Raw genomic sequence first — 19419 nt, 5'->3', positions numbered from 1 at the left:
AACGGTTCATGCGTGTGTAGACCGTATGCCAGTTGCCAAAGCGCTTGGGTAGGCCGCGCCATTTGCAGCCATGCTCGGCAACGTAAAGGATGGCGTTGACCACTTGCAGGTTGGTCATGCTGACATTGCCGCGCTGCGCCGGCAGGCAGTGTTCGATCAGAGAAAATTGTGCTGGCGTGATCTCCATGCCCAATAGTTTAATCGCTCGGGCCATTAGTGTTAACAGGCCCTAGATAGGGCATCGCCCTGTGGTTCTCGGCAACGCACGCATTCTCGTGCCCACATCGCAACAGCATCACGGTAGAGAACACCACCTGATTGCACGCCGTTGGCGGCAGCTCAATCGAGCTCCACCATTTCGAAGTCTTCCTTGGTCACGCCGCAATCGGGGCAGGTCCAGGTGTCGGGCACGTCTTGCCAGCGGGTACCCGGGGCGATGCCTTCTTCGGGGATGCCGTCGGCCTCGTGGTAGAGAAACCCGCAGACGACGCACATCCAGGTGCGATAGGTGGTCGTGGATGTCTCGCTCATCGGATAATCGCGGCCATGCAACAGTGGGCCTGCATTGTCCCATCCCATCCACCGCTTTCGGAAGCGTTGCCATGCCCAACCGTCTTAACGTTCGCGGCGTCTACCTGATCACCCCCGACGAGCCCAACACGCAGCGCTTGCTCCTGCGCACGGCCCCGTTGCTGGGGTCGATCACCTGGCTGCAATACCGCAACAAGCAGGCGGATGCGGCGCTGCGGCTGCGCCAGGCCGGCGCCTTGCGCGAGGCATGCGCGGCCCATGGCGTGCCGTTGATCATCAACGACGATGCGCAGCTTGCGGCGCAGGTCGGTGCGCAAGGCGTGCATCTGGGCGAAGACGATGGCGACGTGGCGGCAGCGCGCGCGCTGCTGGGCGAGCAGGCCATCATCGGGGTGTCGTGCTACGACGATATCGAGCGCGCGCACGCAGCGGCGGCGTCCGGGGCGAGCTATGTCGCGTTCGGTGCGTTCTTCCCCACCACCACCAAGCAGACCACGCGGCGCGCAACGCCTGCGCTGCTACAGCAAGCGGCCGAGCTTGACGTGCCGCGCGTGGCGATCGGCGGCATCGCACCAGCGCAGGTGCCTGCGCTGGTGACTGCGGGTGCCGATCTCATTGCGGTGGTCAGTGGCGTGTACGCGGCGCCGGATCCGGTCGCAGCGGTACAGGGGTATCGCGCAGGGTTTGCGGCTCAGCGCGGCAAGCTTTGAAAGTTGTTCATCCAAGCGCTTCAATCGATTTAAAGACAGCGTGTTTTTCATTTCGCTGCATCGCTTGGGTGAACAGCCGGGTGCGTCGCGCGCGCGGTGCCGTCGCCGCTCGCGGGTCACGCCGTAAATCCGTCCTTAGGCTCGATGGCGGCATCCATGCCGCCAACGGTCCCGCAAGTGGCGAGGACACCGCACCAGAAAGTTGGCTGGCGGCCAACCGAGAGCGGGTCATTGCATGGGCGGCCACGCTGCTGCCGATTGCTTCGTTATGGCACTTGCCAGGCACGACGAGAGAATGACAAGAGAAGCTGGTGATTGACCGATGTGGAAAGCGCCTCAAGCGCTGCTCTCACATGCACACCAACCAACGCGACAGGCCCTTGCCCGCCTACCGGCGCGGGACCTTACGCGGCATGGATGCCGCGTAAGAGCTTACAGGGACGTATTTGCAGCGTGTCCCGCGATGGTAGGCGGGCAAGGGCCCTGCAGCCAAGAAGCAGATCTAAGGCTCCTAGGCTTGGTCATACAAACCGTCCAATCCACTTCAAGACCGCGACATGTATTTCACTGCATCGCGTCGCCTCGAACGTCGCGTGCGCGGTGCCTTCGCCAGACAGTTTGCTGGCAGTTTTATTGAAAGCGATGCATACAGGCGATCATGACGTACCCCTGCTAGCCGAACGCCGAGATCAAGTGCACTGCGCTCAGCAAGCCGGCTGTCTGTCTTCACTCAGCAGAGCCGCCCCAATTCGACCGCCATCCCCGAAACAAAAAACAGCGACGCGTGCCACCACGCGTCGCTGCCGGGACTGCAGTATCAAATGACGCGATTAGAAATCGTAGCTCAACGTCACCCGGCCCGAGCGCGGCGCCTGATAGGCGACGACCTGGTCCCATAGCGGGTTGGTGGTGTTGTCGGGCAGCTGCGAGAACGGGTAGATGTTGGTCGCGGTCTGCTCGTTGGTGATGTTGAACACGTCAAAGCGCACTGCAAGCTTGCCGTCGGCAAAGGCCGGCTTGTAGGTCACGCCCATATCCAGCTGCGCGATCCAGCCCAGGCGCCCCTGCGAACCGGGAGGCGATGCCACGCCGGTGCCGGTCTGCGGGTTGTAGCAGTAGTGGTAAGGGCCGCCGGTAATTGCACTGCCGCCATAGCCGGCCGGATCGCGGCCGCTGTATTCGGTTCCGTAGTAGTTGCCCAGGCAGTTGTGCGGAGCGCCGGAGATCAGGCTGAAATTGGCCGAGGCGCCCCATTGCGGGGTGAACTGGTAGAAGCCGAACAACTTGAGCTGATGGCGATGATCGTTGGATTGATCGCCGTTGAAGTGTTCCATCAACGCCGCGTGGTCCCAGCTCTGCGTGGTCGAGACCGAGGCCTGGCCCTGATAGCTACCGAGCGCGCCGCCGGTGCGCCATAGATCCGAACGCACCTGGCCTTCGGTGGTGCCGTAGCTATGCGACCAGACGTAGTTGACCTTGGCATACCACTTGCCGTCGAACGGACGCTCCAGATTGAATTCCACCGCCGAATAATTGCGCTTGAACTTCGGAAAACCTGCCGCCTCACGGCTCACCGATACTTCGTGGAACTGGCCATCGGTGCCAATCACCCCCCAGGTATTGGTCTGGCCCGGATTGATCAACGATGCGCCCGCCACCTTGGAAAAATCGATGGTCACGCCTTGCGCCGCTGCCGCATCGATCAACGCGGTATTGGAGACATCGTAGTTCTGGTCGTCGATGCCGGCATTGAGGCGGCGATGCGTGCCGCGCACGCCCAGCACCCAGCCGCTATCGAGTTGCTTGGTAAACCCGAGGATGAGTTCGTCCTGGTTTTCGCCTTCGATGTCCTTGGCCACCGCGGTGCGTACGTCGGCAATGCGACCGAAGCGCGAATTGGCCGACACCGCCGAACCCAGCTGCTGCGCCAGGATCGGCGTGCCGTCGGCATTGATGCCGCTGTAGGTGTAGTAGGTATCGGTGGTGGTGGCCGGGGTGAACAGACTCACCGCCGATAGCGGCAGACCGAGGTAGTAACGGCCAAGGTTACCGAACACCTTCAAGCTGGAATCGCCATTGACGTCCCAGCTAAAGCCCAGGCGCGGCGCCCACGCGTTGTCGATTTCGATGTAGGGATCGCCGAACGGGGTGTAGTTGGTGAACTCATCCTTGCGCAAGCCCAGGCTCAGCAGCAGATTGTCGGTGACCTGCCACTTGTCTTCGATGTAGTAGGCGCGTTGCTTGGCCTCGTACGAATACAGGCTGGTGTTGATGTTGCGCACCACGTAGTAGCCACTGGATCCGTTGACCGGATCCACCAAACCCGGGCTTGGCGCACCGATGCCGCCGGCTTCATTGGCCGATTGGCTGACCAGACCGCCGGTGGCCAGCCCGTACGGGTCGTTGGTCTGTCCGTAGGTCCAGGCAAAGCCGGGGCCAGAGAGGATCGAGCCGACATCGATACCTTCGGACTTCTGGTTATCGATACCGAAGTTGAGCGTGTGGTGGCCGATGCGCCATTCCAGATTCAGGCGCTGGTTGTCTTTTTTGTACTCGCGGTCCGGCGAGCTGACCGAAGTGACCAGCTGGTTGCCGATGCGCGGTGTGCCGCCGGTGTAGGCAGGATTCTGCAATGCGGCGCTATTGATCACCGGGCCATTGGCGGCGTTGTAGTTGAACGGCGTCAGTTCGTCCGGCGTTCTCATCTTGCCGTACAGGGCGGTCACGGTGAGGTTGTCGCCCAGATAGCCGGTGTACTTGCCGGTGAACAGCGTCGGCCCGGTTTTCCAGGTGGATTCGTCGGTGAAGTAGGCGCCACGCTCACGCGCAACATAGTCGTAGCGATAGATCGAGCCATTGGTTTCGGCGACGTCGCTGGCACCGGTCACCTCGATCAGATGGTTGTCGGTGATGTTCCAGTCCACCTTGGCGTACCAGCGTTTCTGCTTGTAGTCGTAGTCGGTGAGGCCGCCGGTGCGGCCGTTGTCGGTGTCCGATTGGTGCCTACGCGCACGCCGTCAGAATTCACCTGCTCGGCGGCCAGGAAGAAGAACAGCTTGTCCTGGATGATGGGTCCGCCGACATAGGCGCTGTAGGTGGTCTGGTTGGCTTCGGCCTCACTGGCAGGCTGATACAGGCCATTGGCCGCACGCGCATAGCGATAGGCAGCGTTGTTGATGGTGCTGCCCTGGCTGTCCGGGCGCCAATAGATGTCGCGCTGATTGGCCCTGAGGCCGTTCGGCTCCCAGATCACTGCAGCGCCGAACTTCCACTCATTGGTGCCGCGCTTGCCGATCTGGTTGATCACGCCGCCGTTGGCGCGGCCGTACTGCGCGCCGTAGCCGCCGGTAAAGATTTCCTGCTGGTCGATGGCGCCGTACGGCAGGGTGAGGCCGCCCAGGTTGTTGCTGATGGTGGTGGTGTTGAAACCGTTCAGGTAGTACGCGTTCTCGCTGGCGGCCGAGCCGCCGAAGCTGGGGAGCGAGCCGCCAAGCGGGCCGTTGTCGAAACCGCCGCTGTTGACCACCACCCCCGGTGCCAGCAGCGCAATCGCTTCGGCGGTACGGCCCAGCGGCAGTTGCTGCAACTGTTCGGCGGTGACGACGGTGCGCGTATCCACGCTGCTGACATCGATGGTGGTGAGGCTGGCGGCGCTGACGGTGACGCTGTCCAGGGTCTGCACGCCGCTCCCCGCGGCGCTGGCAGCAAACGACACGTCGGTATTGGCCCCGACGGTGATGGCGACGTTCTCGCGCGTTTCCACCACCGCGCCTTCGCGCTTGACCGTCACTTTGTAGGTGCCCAGCGGCAGATTGCCGGCGGTGTAGCGACCGCGCGCGTCCACCGGCACCTCGCGGCTGAAGCCGCTGTTGTTTTCCACCAGCACGCTCGTGCCACTGCCCTGCCCCACGCTACCGACGATGCTGCCGGTGGTGGACTGCGCGTGGACGCTGCCCATGGCCACGACCAAGGCCAATGCCAAGGCACGCTTCTGGATACTACGGTTCATGCTCTCTCCCCAGGTCTTGAACTGTCGGCAAGCGACAAATGAACGGTGCCATCGGCTACCGAAATCACACTTTCTGAACATCTACAGCCGGATGCCAATGACTGGGCGCCATCAGCTCATTCCAAACTGTCGATCCCGTCGCGTTCGATCATAGGCAGCCGAGTTCCCCCACCCGCCCACTCCGACGGGTAGGCGGGCTCCCTGCGGGTAGGCGCGCGAGGCCGCAGGCCTGACAATGGCGGACGCGATGCCAGCTGCCGGGCGTCGATGCCCCCAATCGGTACTCCTCAAGGATCTGCGCATGAACCATTCCCGCTCCCACGCCCTGTTCGCCCAGGCGCAGACCTTGCTACCCGGCGGCGTCAACTCGCCGGTACGGGCGTTCAAGTCGGTCGGCGGCGAGCCATTCTTCGTGGCGCGCGCCGATGGCCCATATCTGTTCGATGTCGACGACAACCGCTACATCGACTACGTGGGCTCGTGGGGGCCGATGATTGCCGGGCACAACCACCCCGCCGTGCGCGAAGCGGTCGAGCAGTCGATCCGCAACGGGCTCTCGTTCGGTGCACCGTGCGCAGCCGAAGTGGCGATGGCGCAGACCATCACCCGGCTGGTGCCCTCCTGCGAGATGGTGCGCATGGTCAACTCCGGCACCGAAGCGACGCTGTCGGCGGTACGCCTGGCGCGTGGCGCCACCGGGCGCAATCGCATCATCAAGTTCGAAGGCTGTTATCACGGCCATGGCGACTCGTTTCTGGTCAAGGCCGGCAGCGGCATGCTGACCCTGGGCGTACCGACCTCGCCCGGCGTACCCGCAGGGCTGAGCGAGCTGACCGCCACGCTGAGCTTCAACGACTTCGAGGGCGCCACCGCGCTGTTCGACGAGATCGGTGCGGAGGTGGCGGCGGTGATCATCGAGCCGGTGGTCGGCAACGCCAACTGCATTCCGCCGCAGGCCGGCTATCTGCAGCATCTGCGCACGCTGTGCACGCGGCACGGCGCGTTGCTGATCTTCGACGAAGTGATGACCGGCTTCCGCGTCGCGCTCGGTGGTGCGCAGGCGCATTACGGCGTCACCCCGGACCTGACCACCTTCGGCAAGATCATCGGCGGCGGCATGCCGGTGGGCGCCTACGGCGGCCGCCGCGACTTGATGGAGCAGGTTGCTCCGGCCGGGCCGATCTACCAGGCCGGCACCTTGTCGGGCAACCCGGTGGCCATGGCTGCAGGCCTGGCGATGCTGGAGCTGGTGCAGGAGCCGGGCTTCCACACGCGCTTGAGCGAGGCCACCAGCATGCTATGCGAAGGCCTGGAAGATGCTGCGCGCGCAGCCGGCATCGCCGTCACCACCAACCAGGTTGGCGGCATGTTCGGGCTGTTCTTCACCGACGACATCGTGGAGAGCTACGCACAGGCCACGGCGTGCGACATCACCACCTTCAACCGATTCTTTCACGCGATGCTGCAGCGGGGCGTGTACCTGGCGCCCTCGGCGTACGAAGCCGGCTTCATGTCCAGTGCGCACGACGAGGCGGTGATCGACGCCACGCTGGCGGCAGCGCGCGAGGCATTTGCGGAAGTGGCGCGCTGATCGGCTGGGAATCGGGAATGGGGAGTTGGGAATCGGTGAGCAGTTAGCGCGCGGCTTCGAGGGTTTGCGGTGCGCGTGATCGTGCCGCACTCGCGGTTGCTCAGAATGTTGGCGAGGTATGCTTCACCGGAGTTGCATGTAAGTCTGGCTGTGCGGTTAGCGTATTTCGTTTGCGCCAGCAGCACCTGCAAGGCGGTGCGCGTGACCGCGTGCCCCTAAGGCTGTGTGGCGGTGCCTCCGAACGCGCACCACCGGCACCAGGCGACCTCTAGCGTTCCTTCACCTCGCACAAGCAGGCGCATCTGCCGCGGTGAAGTCCTCAACTCGGCGCAGCACACTTTGCTTTTGTCCTGTCGCTGTCATATGTTTCTGAAAGGTGCTCAGGGACGGGCATGGGTGGGGACTCTCGAAGCAGCCGCTGCACCGTCGTCGCCGAATCAGGTGATTACGCTGCATTGCCGCTGTTTCACCCCGATCTGCAGCGTGCCGAGCCGGCACGCTGTCGACGCTCGATACGGCCGCTCTCGCCTCATGCTCAAGCCTGTTGCGCTGCTCACCCCGCGCCCGTCACCCTCGCGCGACCCCGCGATTCCCGATTGGCTGCTTGCCGGCAAGCTGGAGCCTGCGTTGCCGCGCCCCGCCGCGGTGGTGCGCGGCGCGCTACTGGCTGCGCTGGATCAGGCGCAGGCACGCCCGCTGACGCTATTGCTCGCCCCACCCGGATTCGGCAAGACGACGCTGCTGGCGCAGTGGCATGCGCACCTGAGTACGCGCGAGCAGGGCCCGGTGGCATGGCTGTCGCTGGACGAAGAAGATGCCGACGCTGCGCGTTTTCTCGGCCATCTTGCGCTGGCGCTGCAGAACGCAGGCGCCGACCACGCGCTGTGCGCCACCGTGCTGAACAACCGCGATCACGACCCGCGCGACGCGACGGCATTGCTGATCCGCGCGCTGCGCGCGGCGCCCCGCCGCATCAGCGTGATTCTCGACGACTACGACCGACTCGGCAGCAGCCCTGTCGATGAACTGGTGCTACGCCTGATCGAACACAGTGGTGGGCGTCTGCATCTGGTGCTTGCGACCCGCCGCGTGCCCAATCTGCCGCTGGCGCGGCTGGATCTGCACGCGCAGCTCAGCCGCATCGGCAGCACGCAGCTGGCGCTCGACAACACCGAAGCGCAGGCGTTGCTAGGCCCGCACGTGCCAACACCGGTGGTGGACGAACTACGCAACTACACAGAGGGCTGGCCAGTGGCGCTGCAACTGGCGCGGCTGTGGCTGCAAGGCGATACCCAACGTCAGCAGGAAGTCGCCGCACGTTTCTCAGGGCGCAGCGCGCATATTGCCGCGTATCTGGCCGAACAGGTGGTCAACGATCTGGACCCGGACACCCGCGAGCTCCTGCTACGCACCAGCCCGCTGGAACGCTTCAACGCCGCGCTCGCCGATGCAGTGCGCCAGCGCGAGGACAGCGGCCGCTTGCTGGCACGGCTGGAGCATTTTCATGGCCTGCTGGTGCCGCTGGATGGCGAGCGCGAATGGTTCCGCTATCACCCGCTGTTTGCCGACTTCTTGCAGCAACTGCTCGACCGCGAACATCCAGGGCAGAGCGTGCAGCTGCATCAACGCGCAGCGCGCTGGTTCGGTGATCACCAGCATCTTGCCGAAGCGGTGCGGCATGCGTGGCGCGGCAACTGCGGCGATCTTGCCGCCAGCTACATCGCACGCGCCGGCACCTGGCAGCTGCTGCTGACTCACGGCACGCATGAAGTGCGCGCACTACTGCGCCATTTCGACCACCGCACCATTCGCGACACGCCCGCGCTCAATCTCACCCAGGCGCATCTGCACATCAGGCTTGGCGAGTTCAGCCACGCACGCCTGTTGCTGGAGCGCTTCCGCGATTTTCCGGCTGCGCTACGCGAGCCGCTCCAGCGCGATTACACCGTGGTTGTGGCGCTGTTGCGCGACCGTCTGGATGAAATCTGCGGCAACCCGCATGGCCTGACCCAGATCGCCGCCCAGGCCGGCGCACTGGATGAAGACGACCATCTCGGCCGCGGCATGTTGCTCTGCATCTGCGCCACCACCGCGATTGCGCAAGGCGCGTTCGCGGTTGCCGAGCGCTACGCGCGCAACGCGCGCGACACCATGCAGCGCGGCGGTAGCGACGTCGGTGCCAGCCAGGCAATGTTGTCGCTGGGGCAGAGCCTGTTCTATCGCGGCCGGCTCAGCGATGCGGAAGCCTGCTATCAGCAGGCACTGAGCTGGTGCGCACGTACCCCGCAGCCGGATCGGGTGCTGGAAGCCGCCGCTCAGTGCCTGCTTGCGCAGTTGCACTACGAACGCGGCCATCACGACGACGCAGCCGACCTGCTGCATCCGGCGCTGGAATTGCTGGAGCAACACGATGGCGGCGTGGACGTGCTGGCCGCCGGATACGGCACTGCGCTGGGGCTGGAACGCGTGCGCGACCATAGCGGACGCAGCGCGTTGCTGTTGCTGGAGCATATCGAACAGATCGCACACGGACGCAAATTGGCGCGCTTGTCGGAACTGGCTGCAGCATGGCGGCTGATGCTGTTGCTGGAACATCCAGGCAACGCCGCCATCGATGTGCTGATCGCACGTACCGGCGGCGAATCCGGTCTGGCGCACACCTTGCGCTCGCCACACCGCTGGCACGATCGCGCGGCGATGGGCTTCGCACTGGCCCGCTGGCATCGCCTGGCCGGGCGCAGCAGCGCCGCGCTGAGCATCCTCGGGCAGATCGAGCAAGCCTGCCTGGCCAACGACAATGTCTGCCATCTGGCGCGCGCCCGTGTACGCATCGCGCTGGTACTGCAGCAACGTGGCGAACTGGTTGCCGCCCTGCCGTATCTGTACAGCGCATTGGACCATGTCGCGCTCACGCAAAGCTGGCAGGCGATCGTGGAACTGGGCTTGCCGGCCAAGGCGATGCTGCGCTCGCTACGCCAGCACGACCCGCAGACCGTGGGCGGCACCACGCGTGCCTTGACCATCCAGGCCTTGCTCGAACGCCTTAGCGGCGACGACGACCCGGCCGGTGACATCTTCAGCGAGCGTGAACTGGAAGTGCTGGCGCAACTGGCGCGTGGCTATTCCAACAAGCAGATCGCACGCTGCCTGCACCTGTCGGAAAACACGGTCAAATTCCATCTGAAAAACCTGTACCGCAAGCTCGACGCGCGCAGCCGCGAAAGCGCGCTTGCGCAAGCATTGCAGCGCGGGTTGTTGCGTGGAAGCGGCCCGCATGCAGATCAGCCGCTGCGACCTGGCTGACCCAGGTCGCATGCATCTTGCGTTCAACGCAGGTTTGCACGTGTGGCGGCCAGGCCTGACAGCATTGGCCGCCCGCACGCATCACCCGAACGTCAGCGTGCCCTTCATCATCGCCCAATGGCCGGGGAACGAGCAGAAGAACGTGTAGTCGGCGCCCTTGCTCAGTTTGCTGGTGGGAAAACTCACCGTGGTGCTGTCGCCGCCGCCAATGACCTTGGTGTGCGCAATCACGCGCGCGTCGGCCTTGGGCAGATAGCTGTCGGCGAGGGTCGAACGTACGCCGGCATTGGCCACCGCCTGGAAATCGGCAGACTTGGTCAACACCCAGTTGTGCCCCATCACGGTGGCAGCCATCTTGCCGGAATGCTTGAGCGTAAGCTCCACCTGCGTGCACTCGGGCGCTAGCTTGATCGCGCTCTGGTCGAACTTCATCTGATCGTTGCCGGTGATGGTCACCGCGCATGTCCGTGCCCATGCCGTCGGCGCCATCAGCGCCAGCGCACACACAGCAATCGTGGAAAACAGCTTCAAGAGAACACTCCTGCGTTGGGAAGGTGCAGCACATCGCACGCGGCGCACCATTGCAACAGCGACGTGGTCAGAGGTGCTGATAGTGCCAGAGTAACGCGGAGTCGCAATCAACAGGGCATCACGCGCCAGCCCACTGCATGCGCTCGCGCATCGACCAACGATGCCAGGCGCCCTGCTGATTGCAAGCAGACCTTCGGCCGCATGCGTGCTTCACGCGTAACGGAAAAACGCATCCATCGGATCTGCTGCTGCGGAGGCGATGGCCGGCACCGGCAACGGGCCGCGCTTACCGGCGATCACTTGTACGAACGCCTGCTTGAAACGCGCCATCTCCGCATCGGTGCCCACAGTGATCCGCGACCAGGTTGGCCACACCGGCCAGCTGCGGCCGATGAACACGCCATGGGTGGCCATGTCGTCCTTGAAACCGGCGGCAGGCCGCTTTACATCCACCATGAAGCAGTTGCTCTCCGAGGCAGTGCACGCATAGCCCTGCCTGGCGAGAAACTCCATCATATCCGTGCGCGTGGCGGCCGTACGTGCGCGCCGTTGCGGCACCAGTGCAGGATCACGCAGGCTGGCCAGCCCGGCAGCGGCGGCGGTGACCGGCAAGCTGTTGACGCTGTAGAACTTCAGCTTGGCCAGCAGGTCCGGACGCGCGGCCGCATAGCCCAGGCGGATGCCGGCCATGCCATAGAGTTTGGAGAAGGTGCGCAACACCACCACGTCTTCGCCTGCGGCAACCATGTCGACCATGCTGCGCGTGTTTTGCGCGAAGTGGATATACGCCTCATCCACCACCAACACGCTGCCTTTGGGCTTGTGCGCCAAAGCGTAGTCCAGATCCTTGCGTGTGGTGACCGAACCGGTGGGATTGTTGGGGTTGCAGATGTAGATCACGCCCGCGTTGGCGTCCGCCGCGCACATGGCCTGTACATCGTGCGAAAAGTCCTTGCGCAGCGGCACCTTGATCAGGCGCGCGCCATTGCGGGTTGCCGCACGCCAACCGGATTCGTAGGTGGGGTCGGCCGTGACCAACGCGGCACTGGGCGAAGTGAATGCCAGCATCGTGTAGTCGAGCGGTTCGGTGGATCCGGCATACGCCATCAGGTGATCGACCGGCAGCGCGAGCTCGGCAGCCAGGGTGGTCATCAATTCCATCTGTACCTGCCGCAAATACCGCCCGCCTTGCGGGACGATCTGCGCGATGGCCTTTACTGCGGCTGCCGACGGTCCCTCCGGAAATTCATTGGAGTCGATCATCACCGGTGCCAGCGCCGTTGCCGGTGCGGGCGCGATGGCAGTGGCGCGTTCGAAGGCGCTGGCCAGCAGCGGCAAGCTGCCGGCACCGGCGGCGCCGGCAAACAACGCGGAGTCGCGTAGAAAAGCGCGGCGCGAAAGAGCAGTGTTCATGACAACCTCCAGCAGGATGACAACGCGGATTCAGGGACGCACGGCAACCACTTCGATCTCGACCCGGTACAGCGGGTTACCCAGCGCTGCGATCTGGAATGCCGAGCGCGCCGGCAGGTTGGGTTGCTCCTTGGTGCCGAAAAACTGGCGATAGCCTTCCATGAAGCCGTTGAAATCCATCTTGCCGCCCATCGCCGGATCGCCGACCAGAAACACCTGCATCTTCACCACATCGCCCATGCCCAACCCCAGCGTGGTTAGCTGCCGCTTGATCTGGTTCAACACGCTCACCGTTTGCGCCTTGGTATCGCCATAGGCAGCAGCGGAATCCTTGGGCGCATTGGTATCGATCACCGCCGGCACCTTGCCGCTGACATACACCGTGGCCTTGCCGGCGGGAATTTCCACCGCAGCAGCAATTGGGAAATCGCTGTTGGGAATCTTGTGGCGGATCACCTCGGCGGCGTGCGCGGCACCGAGACCGGCAGCCCACACTACTGCGGCGCTAAGAACGGTCGTGATGGAACGTGGCATGGCAATTCCTTGTAGGAGAGAAGATCAGCGGCGGAGCGATTTGACGTCGTCGATGGTCACGCGCTCGGCATAGTCGTTACCGAAGTGCGTGCGCACATAACTCACCACTTCGGCCACCTGGCGGTCGTCGAGCATGTCGGCGAAACCCGGCATCCCCGCGTGGCCGTCGAGCACCATCATGGTCACGTACGGGCCGGCGGCCAGCTTGGGGTTGCCGGCAAGCGCAGGATAGTCGCCGGCACCTTGCGCGCCACGCCCGGCCGGCATATGGCAGCCCTGGCAGATCGCCCGGTAAACGTCCTGGCCGGAGGCCTTGGCGAAGCCTTGCTGCGGAAACAGCTGGGTGGCATCGGAACTCTGCGCCTGCGCATCGCGCACGTTGGGCGGCAGCAACAAGGCGAGAATGGCGAGCGCAACAGTGGCGCCGCACGCTCTTGGCAGCAGACTCATGCGCGCGCTCCCTGGGCAATGACCTTGCGATGCAGGCGGCCAACGACATCGTGCGCCGACAGAATGGCACCCTCCTGCCAGGCCGGAATGTACGACACGTGCTCGCCGGCCAGCGCCAGGCGGCCGTCGATCTGGCACAGCGGTTCGTAATGCTCGGCGCGCGCCTGCTCGCTCCACATGCCGAAGCAGCCATGCGTGAAGGGCACGCGGTGCCAGCCGACCGCAATGCCGTTTTCGAATTCGCGCGGATACTGCCGATGCAACTGGGTGCCGTACTCCACCGCTTTACGCACGCGCTGCTCCGGGGGCATCGCGGTGAACTGGTAGGCGTCCAGCCCCCAGACATAGGCACCGAGCAGCACGCCTTTGCCCGGGCTGTGGTAGTTGGTGCTGGGATAACTGATCAAGGTGATCGGCAGATCGGTGTAACTGATGCCGCCGTAGATCGCTTCGTCTTCTTCCCAGAAACGGCGCTTGAATTGCAGGCCCACTTTCACCGATGCCGCGTACGGCACCTTGCCGATCGCCGTGGTCATCGCATCGCTGGCAGTGACCGGTATGCGGCTGAGCACCGACAACGGAATGGTGCAGATGCACCAATCCGCACTGGCGAGGCGTTCTTCGCCGCCACGCGCCGCATCCTGCCAGGACACGCGCACGCCGCTGCCGTCCTGATCGATCTTGGTGACCTTGGCGTTATAGGTGATGGCATCGCCCAGTTGACGCGCGAATGCCTTGCCGATCTGGTCCATGCCTCCCACCGGCTGGAACATGGTGGTCTGCATTTCGTAGTTGTTGCCAGCCGCCAGTGTGGTCCACAGGCGTGAGCGCAGCACGTCCTGCACGCTGAAAGGATCGGAGAATTCCGGCCTGCCCGACAAGCCGCCACCGGGATAGCGCGCAAACCCGCGCCGCTCGCTGCTGTCCTTGCCTTTGACGTACCCGAACTTCTGGTCGAGCGCGCCCCAGGTGCGCAGAGATTCCAGCAGCAGCTCCTGATCCTCGCGGCTGACGGCCGCGTCCAGGGCGTGTTGCTGCGTGCACTTGGCCAGCAACTCGGACACATGGCCCTTGTAATCGGCGTCGATGGCGCGAAAGCGCTGCGGTTTGCCGCCGAAGCCTTTCTGGCTGTGCAGCAGCGCGTTGTAATTGACCTGATTGAACGCTTCCAGCGCCACGCCGAACTGCTTGCAGTAGCTCAACACCGCCTTGTGGTGATGCGGAATGCGCCATGGCCCTGGATTGAGGTACAGCCCGTCGTCGAAATGGCAATGCTGCGTGGCCCCGCCTAGCTCGGCATAGCGGTCGCCACCGCGCAGGGTCCAGTTACGGCCACCGGGGCGGTCGTTGTATTCGAGCAGTTGCACGCGGTAACCGGCCTTGCGCAACTCGAACGCCGCGCTCATCCCGGCCAGCCCGGCACCGAGGATCAAGACCGACGTCCCCTTGGGGTCGCCATCCAGTTGCAGCGGCCCTTTGAAGGTGGACTCGGCCGCCATGCCCAGGCTGCTCATCGCCTGATACATCATTGCGCCGCCGGCGGTCATGCCGATGCGCGCCAGCAATTGCCGCCGCGTCATCGCTCCCGTGTGATTGCCTTGCATCAACGCACGTCCCCTGCATGTCATGGACCAACGCACGCGGCCGGCAACCTTGCCGGCCGCGGCTGCACCTCAGAACGTGTACGCCAGACTGGCGAACAGCTGGCGCGGTGCGATCAACTGATACGAACCGGAGCTTTCGTTGGGAAACACCGCACCGATCGCATCGTCCTTGTCGAACAGGTTGTAGACCGACAGCTGCAACCGGCCACCGGCAAGAAACCCGCTGTCCCCGCCCTGATACCCGACGCTGCCGTTGACGATGAAGGTGGCATCCACCCGATCGGTATTGAGCGTGTCGCCATAGCGCTTGCCGGTGTATTTGGTATCGAGGTTGGCGAAGAAATGCGCGCCTTCCCAACCGCCGTTGACGCTGAACATGACCTTCGGCGCATCCGGCACCTCGTTGCCTTCCACCTGCACCAGGTTGCCGCTGACCGGGCCGAAATAGTTGTCCTGGAATTCGGACTTGTTCCAGGTCAGCGATGCGCCCAACCGCCAGCCCGGGGCCGGCTTCCACATGCCGGAGACTTCCGCGCCGTAGGTCTGCACGTCGCCGACGTTGGCGTAGACGGTGGGCGCGACCACCAGCGGGTCCGGGTCGGTGAGCGCGATGATGCGGTTTTCGTAATCGATCTTGTAGGCGGCGAGATAGCCGCTCCACTGCGTGGATTCGGCACGGATGCCGATATCGATGTTGGTGGATTCTTCCGGTGCGATATCCGGGTTGAATGCACCCGAGGTCAGCGCCAGCCGCGGCGCCGAGCTGAAGTTTTCCGCGTAGTTGGCGAACACCTGCACACCCTCGGCGAGCTGGAAGCTGGCGCCGACCTGCGGCTGGAACCAATCGCTGTTCTTGATGGTGACATCGCGGCGTATGCCGACATTGAAGTCGTCGAGATTGGCGATGCCGTTGTAGTCGCGTTTGACATCCAGCCCCTTGGCGCCGAATTCCATCGTGAGCCGGTCGTCGAGCAGGCGTAGCGTGTCCTTGATGTAGAGCTGCTTCACTTCGGTGGAGAAGTGGTTGTCGTAGTAGATCACGATCGGCAGCGCGCTTTTGAGCAATGCGCCGGTGGCCGGATCCAGGTTGTACAGCGGGCGCACCTGATCGAAATCGTAGTTTTCGTACCACGCACCGACTTCGAGTTTGTTGTGCTCGGTCTCCCACGACACCGACGTTGTGAGGCCATAGCGATCGCCGCCCATGATTTCCTCGCGCCGCGTCATCGCACCGACGTGGGTGACATTGCCGTTGGCATCGACGATCTGCGGATCGTTGATGGCGATATCGGTGCGCCCGGGTGTGCCGGCGATGGCATCGTTGTACAAGCCCGTCGCCGTGCTCGGCGGGGTGCCGCCGACACCATACCCATGCTTATTTTCGTAATAGCCGGTAAAGGTGAAGCCGATCGCATCGTTGAACAGAAAATCGCCGTGCAGGCTGAGCAAGGAATCGCGTCGCCCGTTCTGCCATTCGCTGTAGTGCTCGGCATCCACTTCCGGGTTGCCGGTGATGCGCTCATGCAGATCCCAGGACACCGAACCGTCGGAGTTGTACGACTGCACGTCGTAGTCTTTGCGGTTGTTGTAGATCCAGCCCAATGTCAGGCTGCCTGCATCCCAGGCCTGGCGAATCTTGGCTTCGAAGTGGTCGCTCTTTTGCGTGGCCGGCTCCATGTCCCACACCCCGCCTTGCGTGCGCGAGGCGGACAGATACGCGCTGGGGCCGCCCTCCCACCAGTCCGGGGTGTCCAGGCGCACGAAGCTGCGTACCAGATCGTCCGACCCAATGGTCTGGGTGAGATTGCCGCTCCAGCTGTCGCCGCCCTTCGGTGGCAGGCTGGTGTAACGGATCGCACCGCCCAACGCGTGATACGACGGCTGGGTGACGTCACCCGAACCAGCCGACACCGTGACATCGAGCAGATTCTCGCTGGACACGTAACGGGTGATCGGCCCGCCTTCGCGGGTGTCGAAGGTTTCGATCGGAATGCCATCCAACGTCACGCCGATCTGGTTGGCGGAAAATCCGCGGATCGTCATCGAATCACCGAACTCATACAGCCCGAACGGGTCGGTGGTCTGCTCGTTCACGCCGGGCAGGCTGGCCAACAGCTGCTGTGGCGCTACCCCGGGCACCTGCGCCTGGATCTCGTCTACCGAGATGGACGCCGTGGTGCGCGTGGAGCCGGTGCCCACCACGCTGACCGCATCCAGCGTGCGTGCGTCTTGCGCCAGCGCAGGCAAGCTCTGCGCGCCGGCCAGCAGCAAGGTCATGGACGCCAGCGCGTGGCGTGGGCGGGTGGTGGCGAGGATGTCGGCGACCGAGGCCGCCAATTGATCGGTGTTCAAGCACTTTGGCATGCAATCAACCCCTGGAGACGTGTGGCGTGCTGAGTGACCGGGCGCTCCCCCGAGACCGGCTGATACCGCGGATGCGGCGTGCAGTGACCATAACCAGCGCGAATGCTCCGCAACTTTGGTACGGCGGGTGGGGTCGGCGCAGGCGGGTAGGTCGCTGCCGAATTCAAAACTCTGAATAGGTAGCGCAACCCCCTACCTACGCGAATGTCCTGCATTGCAGGTCTTGCGCGCTTGCCATGCCGCGCCGAATCGATAACGCTGCGCAGCCACCGCACGAGCACGCACATGTCGCCCGCACCTCCATCGCTGCTGTTGCTGGATTTCGACGGCGTACTTGCTCACTACGCGCGGCCACGGCGCATGGCCGCTCTTGCAGCAGCGGCGAGTTGCTCACCGCAGCGCGTGCATGAGGTGTTGTTCGCGCAGGGTCTGGAGCGCGCCTACGATGCTGGTGCGATCGACACGCAGGCGTATCTGGCGCAGTTGAGCGAAGGGCTGGGGCAGCCGATCGATCGCGCGACCTGGGTCGATGCGCGCGTGGCGGCCTGCCGCGCCGACCCGTCGGTGGTGACACAGGTGCTGGCGGTATCGACGACTACGGCGGTGGCGGTGCTCACCAATAATGGCCCGCTGATGGCAGAAGCGATCGAGCGGATCGTGCCATCGCTATTTCCGTTGTTGCGGGGCCGCGTGCTGTGCAGCGGTGCACTGGGCGGCCGCAAACCGGATGTGCCGGTCTATCAGCGCGCGCTTGCGCAACTTGAGCAACGCGCCGAGCGCACGTTGTTTGTCGACGACCTGTTCGTCAACGTGCGTGGCGCACGCGCGGCCGGCCTGCACGCCGACACCGTGCGCGACGCCCGCGCGTTGCGGCGAGTGCTGAAGCGATACGGACTTGCATGAAACCAGGCCCCTCTCCCGTCGGGAGAGGGGTTGGGGGTGAGGGTACGGCGGAAGACAGCCATCCCATCCAGGCAATTAAAAGACCGGGCACTGCGTCAGCGCGCTACATGCCGCACACCACGCATCTCCAACCCCCTTCTAGCCAGCACAGTGCCGGCCAGAGGGCGCGCAAGCACCGCCGGACATCACGGCTGCGCGACATACTCGGCAGTGGCCAGACGCAAGCGCGCCAGACCATCGGCCAGTTCGGCATCGGTCAGATTCAGTGCCGGCACGAAGCGCAACACATCCGGGCCGGCCTGCAGCAGCAGCAGGCCATGCTTGGCCGCCAGATCCAGGATCGCCCCCGCCTGCCCGGCGTGTTCCGGGGCCAGCACCGCGCCCAGCATCAAGCCACGCCCACGAATCTGCGCAAACAGGCCGAACTCGGCGTTGAGCGCCTCCAGACCTGCGCGCAATGCCGCAGATTGCCGCACCACGTTGTCGGCAATCTGCGGCGAGGCCAGCTTGCGCAGCGCCACGCGCGCCACTGCCGCGGCCAGCGGGTTGCCGCCGAAGGTGGTGCCGTGCGCGCCGAACTGCATGGTCTGCGCCACCTTGGGCCCGGCCAGCATCGCACCGATCGGGAAACCGCCACCCAAGGCCTTGGCCAGGGTCACGATGTCCGGCGTCACCTGCTCCTGCCAATGCGCGAACAGCGTGCCGGTGCGGCCCATGCCGCATTGAATTTCGTCCAGCACCAGCAACGCATCGTGCTGGTCGCACAGCGCGCGCACGCGGCTCAGGAAACCCGGCGCGGCCGGCATCACGCCACCCTCGCCCTGGATCGGCTCGACCATCACTGCGGCCACATCGCCGCCGGCCATCGCCGCTTCCAGCGCCGCGACGTCGTTGAAATCCACATAGCGAAATCCACCCGGCAGCGGCTCGTAGCCTTCCTGGTACTTGGGCTGCGCGGTGGCGGTGACCGATGCCAGCGTGCGGCCATGGAAACTGCCGCGGAAGGTGACGATGACGCGCTTGTCGGCCGGACGGCCCTGGCTGCTGGCCCACTTGCGCACCAGCTTGATCGCCGCCTCGTTGGCCTCGGTGCCGGAATTGCACAGGAACACCTTGTGCGCGAAACGCGAGGCGCTCACCAATTCTTCGGCCAGTTTCAGCGGCGGCGCGCTGAAAAACACGTTACTGGTGTGCCACAGCTTGCCGGCCTGCTCGGTGAGCGCAGCCACCAGATCGGGATCGTTATGGCCGAGCCCGCTCACCGCGATGCCCGACGACAGATCCAGATACTCACGCCCCGCATCGTCCCACACGCGGCTGCCCTGGCCGCGCTCCAGCACCACCTGGCGCGGGCGATACACCGGCAGGTAGTAGTGCGCGAGTGACAGGGGCGAATCGGCAGCGGTGCTCATGAGGATGGGTCGCAGAAGCGGAGGGAGAAGCGGCATTCTCGCGCATTCGCCGGTCTGCGGCACA

At 64.3% G+C, this 19419-nt stretch carries 13 protein-coding genes and 1 pseudogene; 4 read left to right on the top strand and 10 right to left on the bottom strand.

What is annotated here, in order from left to right; all coding sequences use genetic code 11:
• A partial coding sequence (locus F7R02_RS14900; protein ID WP_151210039.1) for a transposase occupies nucleotides 1-187 on the bottom strand: 187 nt, incomplete at its 3' end.
• A gap of 152 nt (nucleotides 188-339) precedes the next feature.
• Entirely contained in the window at nucleotides 340-579 is a 240-nt protein-coding gene (locus tag F7R02_RS14895) for a rubredoxin (RefSeq protein ID WP_016851074.1), read from the bottom strand.
• A 23-nt stretch (nucleotides 580-602) separates the two neighbouring features.
• Between F7R02_RS14895 and thiE the strand changes: the two genes are divergently transcribed.
• The gene (gene thiE, locus F7R02_RS14890; RefSeq protein ID WP_033485666.1) at nucleotides 603-1241 is read left to right on the top strand and encodes a thiamine phosphate synthase; all 639 of its coding nucleotides are present in this window, start codon (nucleotides 603-605) and stop codon (nucleotides 1239-1241) included.
• A gap of 830 nt (nucleotides 1242-2071) precedes the next feature.
• On the opposite strand, the pseudogene F7R02_RS26390 reads toward thiE, so the two are convergent.
• A pseudogene (locus tag F7R02_RS26390) lies at nucleotides 2072-5250 on the bottom strand (outer membrane beta-barrel protein).
• A gap of 301 nt (nucleotides 5251-5551) precedes the next feature.
• On the opposite strand from F7R02_RS26390, the gene hemL reads away from it, so the two are divergent.
• Nucleotides 5552-6841 carry a glutamate-1-semialdehyde 2,1-aminomutase gene (gene hemL, locus F7R02_RS14875; RefSeq protein ID WP_005911957.1) on the top strand — a complete coding sequence of 430 codons (1290 nt, stop codon included), beginning with the start codon at nucleotides 5552-5554 and terminating at the stop codon, nucleotides 6839-6841.
• Between the two features lie 531 nt (nucleotides 6842-7372).
• On the top strand, nucleotides 7373-10144 hold the full coding sequence (locus F7R02_RS14870) for a winged helix-turn-helix domain-containing protein (RefSeq protein ID WP_078589673.1): 2772 nt from the start codon (nucleotides 7373-7375) through the stop codon (nucleotides 10142-10144).
• Nucleotides 10145-10225: 81 nt separating this feature from the next.
• Here F7R02_RS14870 and azu read toward each other — a convergent pair whose 3' ends face one another.
• From azu to F7R02_RS14840, 6 genes are all read right to left on the bottom strand, one after another.
• Nucleotides 10226-10675, bottom strand: coding sequence for an azurin (gene azu / locus F7R02_RS14865; RefSeq protein WP_078589672.1), 450 nt, complete (start codon nucleotides 10673-10675; stop codon nucleotides 10226-10228).
• Nucleotides 10676-10885: 210 nt separating this feature from the next.
• Nucleotides 10886-12088, bottom strand: coding sequence for a pyridoxal phosphate-dependent aminotransferase (locus tag F7R02_RS14860; protein ID WP_078589671.1), 1203 nt, complete (start codon nucleotides 12086-12088; stop codon nucleotides 10886-10888).
• Nucleotides 12089-12118: 30 nt separating this feature from the next.
• Nucleotides 12119-12622 carry a RidA family protein gene (locus tag F7R02_RS14855; RefSeq protein ID WP_033485671.1) on the bottom strand — a complete coding sequence of 168 codons (504 nt, stop codon included), beginning with the start codon at nucleotides 12620-12622 and terminating at the stop codon, nucleotides 12119-12121.
• A gap of 24 nt (nucleotides 12623-12646) precedes the next feature.
• The gene (locus tag F7R02_RS14850) at nucleotides 12647-13072 is read right to left on the bottom strand and encodes a c-type cytochrome (RefSeq protein WP_078589670.1); all 426 of its coding nucleotides are present in this window, start codon (nucleotides 13070-13072) and stop codon (nucleotides 12647-12649) included.
• Nucleotides 13069-14676 (bottom strand): flavin monoamine oxidase family protein, encoded by a 1608-nt coding sequence (locus F7R02_RS14845; RefSeq protein ID WP_167521040.1) that lies wholly within the window; start codon nucleotides 14674-14676, stop codon nucleotides 13069-13071. The genes F7R02_RS14850 and F7R02_RS14845 overlap by 4 nt, the downstream gene beginning before the upstream one ends.
• Nucleotides 14677-14745: 69 nt before the next feature.
• The gene (locus F7R02_RS14840; protein ID WP_172397217.1) at nucleotides 14746-17028 is read right to left on the bottom strand and encodes a TonB-dependent receptor; all 2283 of its coding nucleotides are present in this window, start codon (nucleotides 17026-17028) and stop codon (nucleotides 14746-14748) included.
• Nucleotides 17029-17325: 297 nt separating this feature from the next.
• Here F7R02_RS14840 and F7R02_RS14835 point away from each other — a divergent pair, with 297 nt between their 5' ends.
• The gene (locus F7R02_RS14835; protein WP_016851066.1) at nucleotides 17326-17943 is read left to right on the top strand and encodes an HAD-IA family hydrolase; all 618 of its coding nucleotides are present in this window, start codon (nucleotides 17326-17328) and stop codon (nucleotides 17941-17943) included.
• Between the two features lie 185 nt (nucleotides 17944-18128).
• Here the strand turns inward: F7R02_RS14835 and F7R02_RS14830 are convergent, their stop codons facing one another.
• On the bottom strand, nucleotides 18129-19355 hold the full coding sequence (locus tag F7R02_RS14830) for an acetylornithine transaminase (RefSeq protein WP_011052271.1): 1227 nt from the start codon (nucleotides 19353-19355) through the stop codon (nucleotides 18129-18131).
• Between the last annotated feature and the right edge of the window lie 64 nt (nucleotides 19356-19419).

This window comes from Xanthomonas cissicola, from assembly GCF_008801575.1.
In the GTDB taxonomy this organism is placed as follows: domain Bacteria; phylum Pseudomonadota; class Gammaproteobacteria; order Xanthomonadales; family Xanthomonadaceae; genus Xanthomonas; species Xanthomonas cissicola.
Note: the sequence above shows the minus strand (reverse complement) of the source record. Positions and strands in the feature narration are given on the sequence as shown.

Bases quoted from the DNA above. Each gene is read 5' to 3' on its own strand.
- hemL (WP_005911957.1), top strand. From the start codon at position 5,552: ATGAACCATTCCCGCTCCCACGCCCTGTTCGCCCAGGCGCAGACCTTG.
- thiE (WP_033485666.1), top strand. From the start codon at position 603: ATGCCCAACCGTCTTAACGTTCGCGGCGTCTACCTGATCACCCCCGAC.
- F7R02_RS14855 (WP_033485671.1), bottom strand. From the start codon at position 12,622: ATGCCACGTTCCATCACGACCGTTCTTAGCGCCGCAGTAGTGTGGGCT.
- F7R02_RS14830 (WP_011052271.1), bottom strand. From the start codon at position 19,355: ATGAGCACCGCTGCCGATTCGCCCCTGTCACTCGCGCACTACTACCTG.
- F7R02_RS14835 (WP_016851066.1), top strand. From the start codon at position 17,326: ATGTCGCCCGCACCTCCATCGCTGCTGTTGCTGGATTTCGACGGCGTA.
- F7R02_RS14860 (WP_078589671.1), bottom strand. From the start codon at position 12,088: ATGAACACTGCTCTTTCGCGCCGCGCTTTTCTACGCGACTCCGCGTTG.
- F7R02_RS14850 (WP_078589670.1), bottom strand. From the start codon at position 13,072: ATGAGTCTGCTGCCAAGAGCGTGCGGCGCCACTGTTGCGCTCGCCATT.
- F7R02_RS14895 (WP_016851074.1), bottom strand. From the start codon at position 579: ATGGGATGGGACAATGCAGGCCCACTGTTGCATGGCCGCGATTATCCG.
- F7R02_RS14845 (WP_167521040.1), bottom strand. From the start codon at position 14,676: ATGCAAGGCAATCACACGGGAGCGATGACGCGGCGGCAATTGCTGGCG.
- F7R02_RS14870 (WP_078589673.1), top strand. From the start codon at position 7,373: ATGCTCAAGCCTGTTGCGCTGCTCACCCCGCGCCCGTCACCCTCGCGC.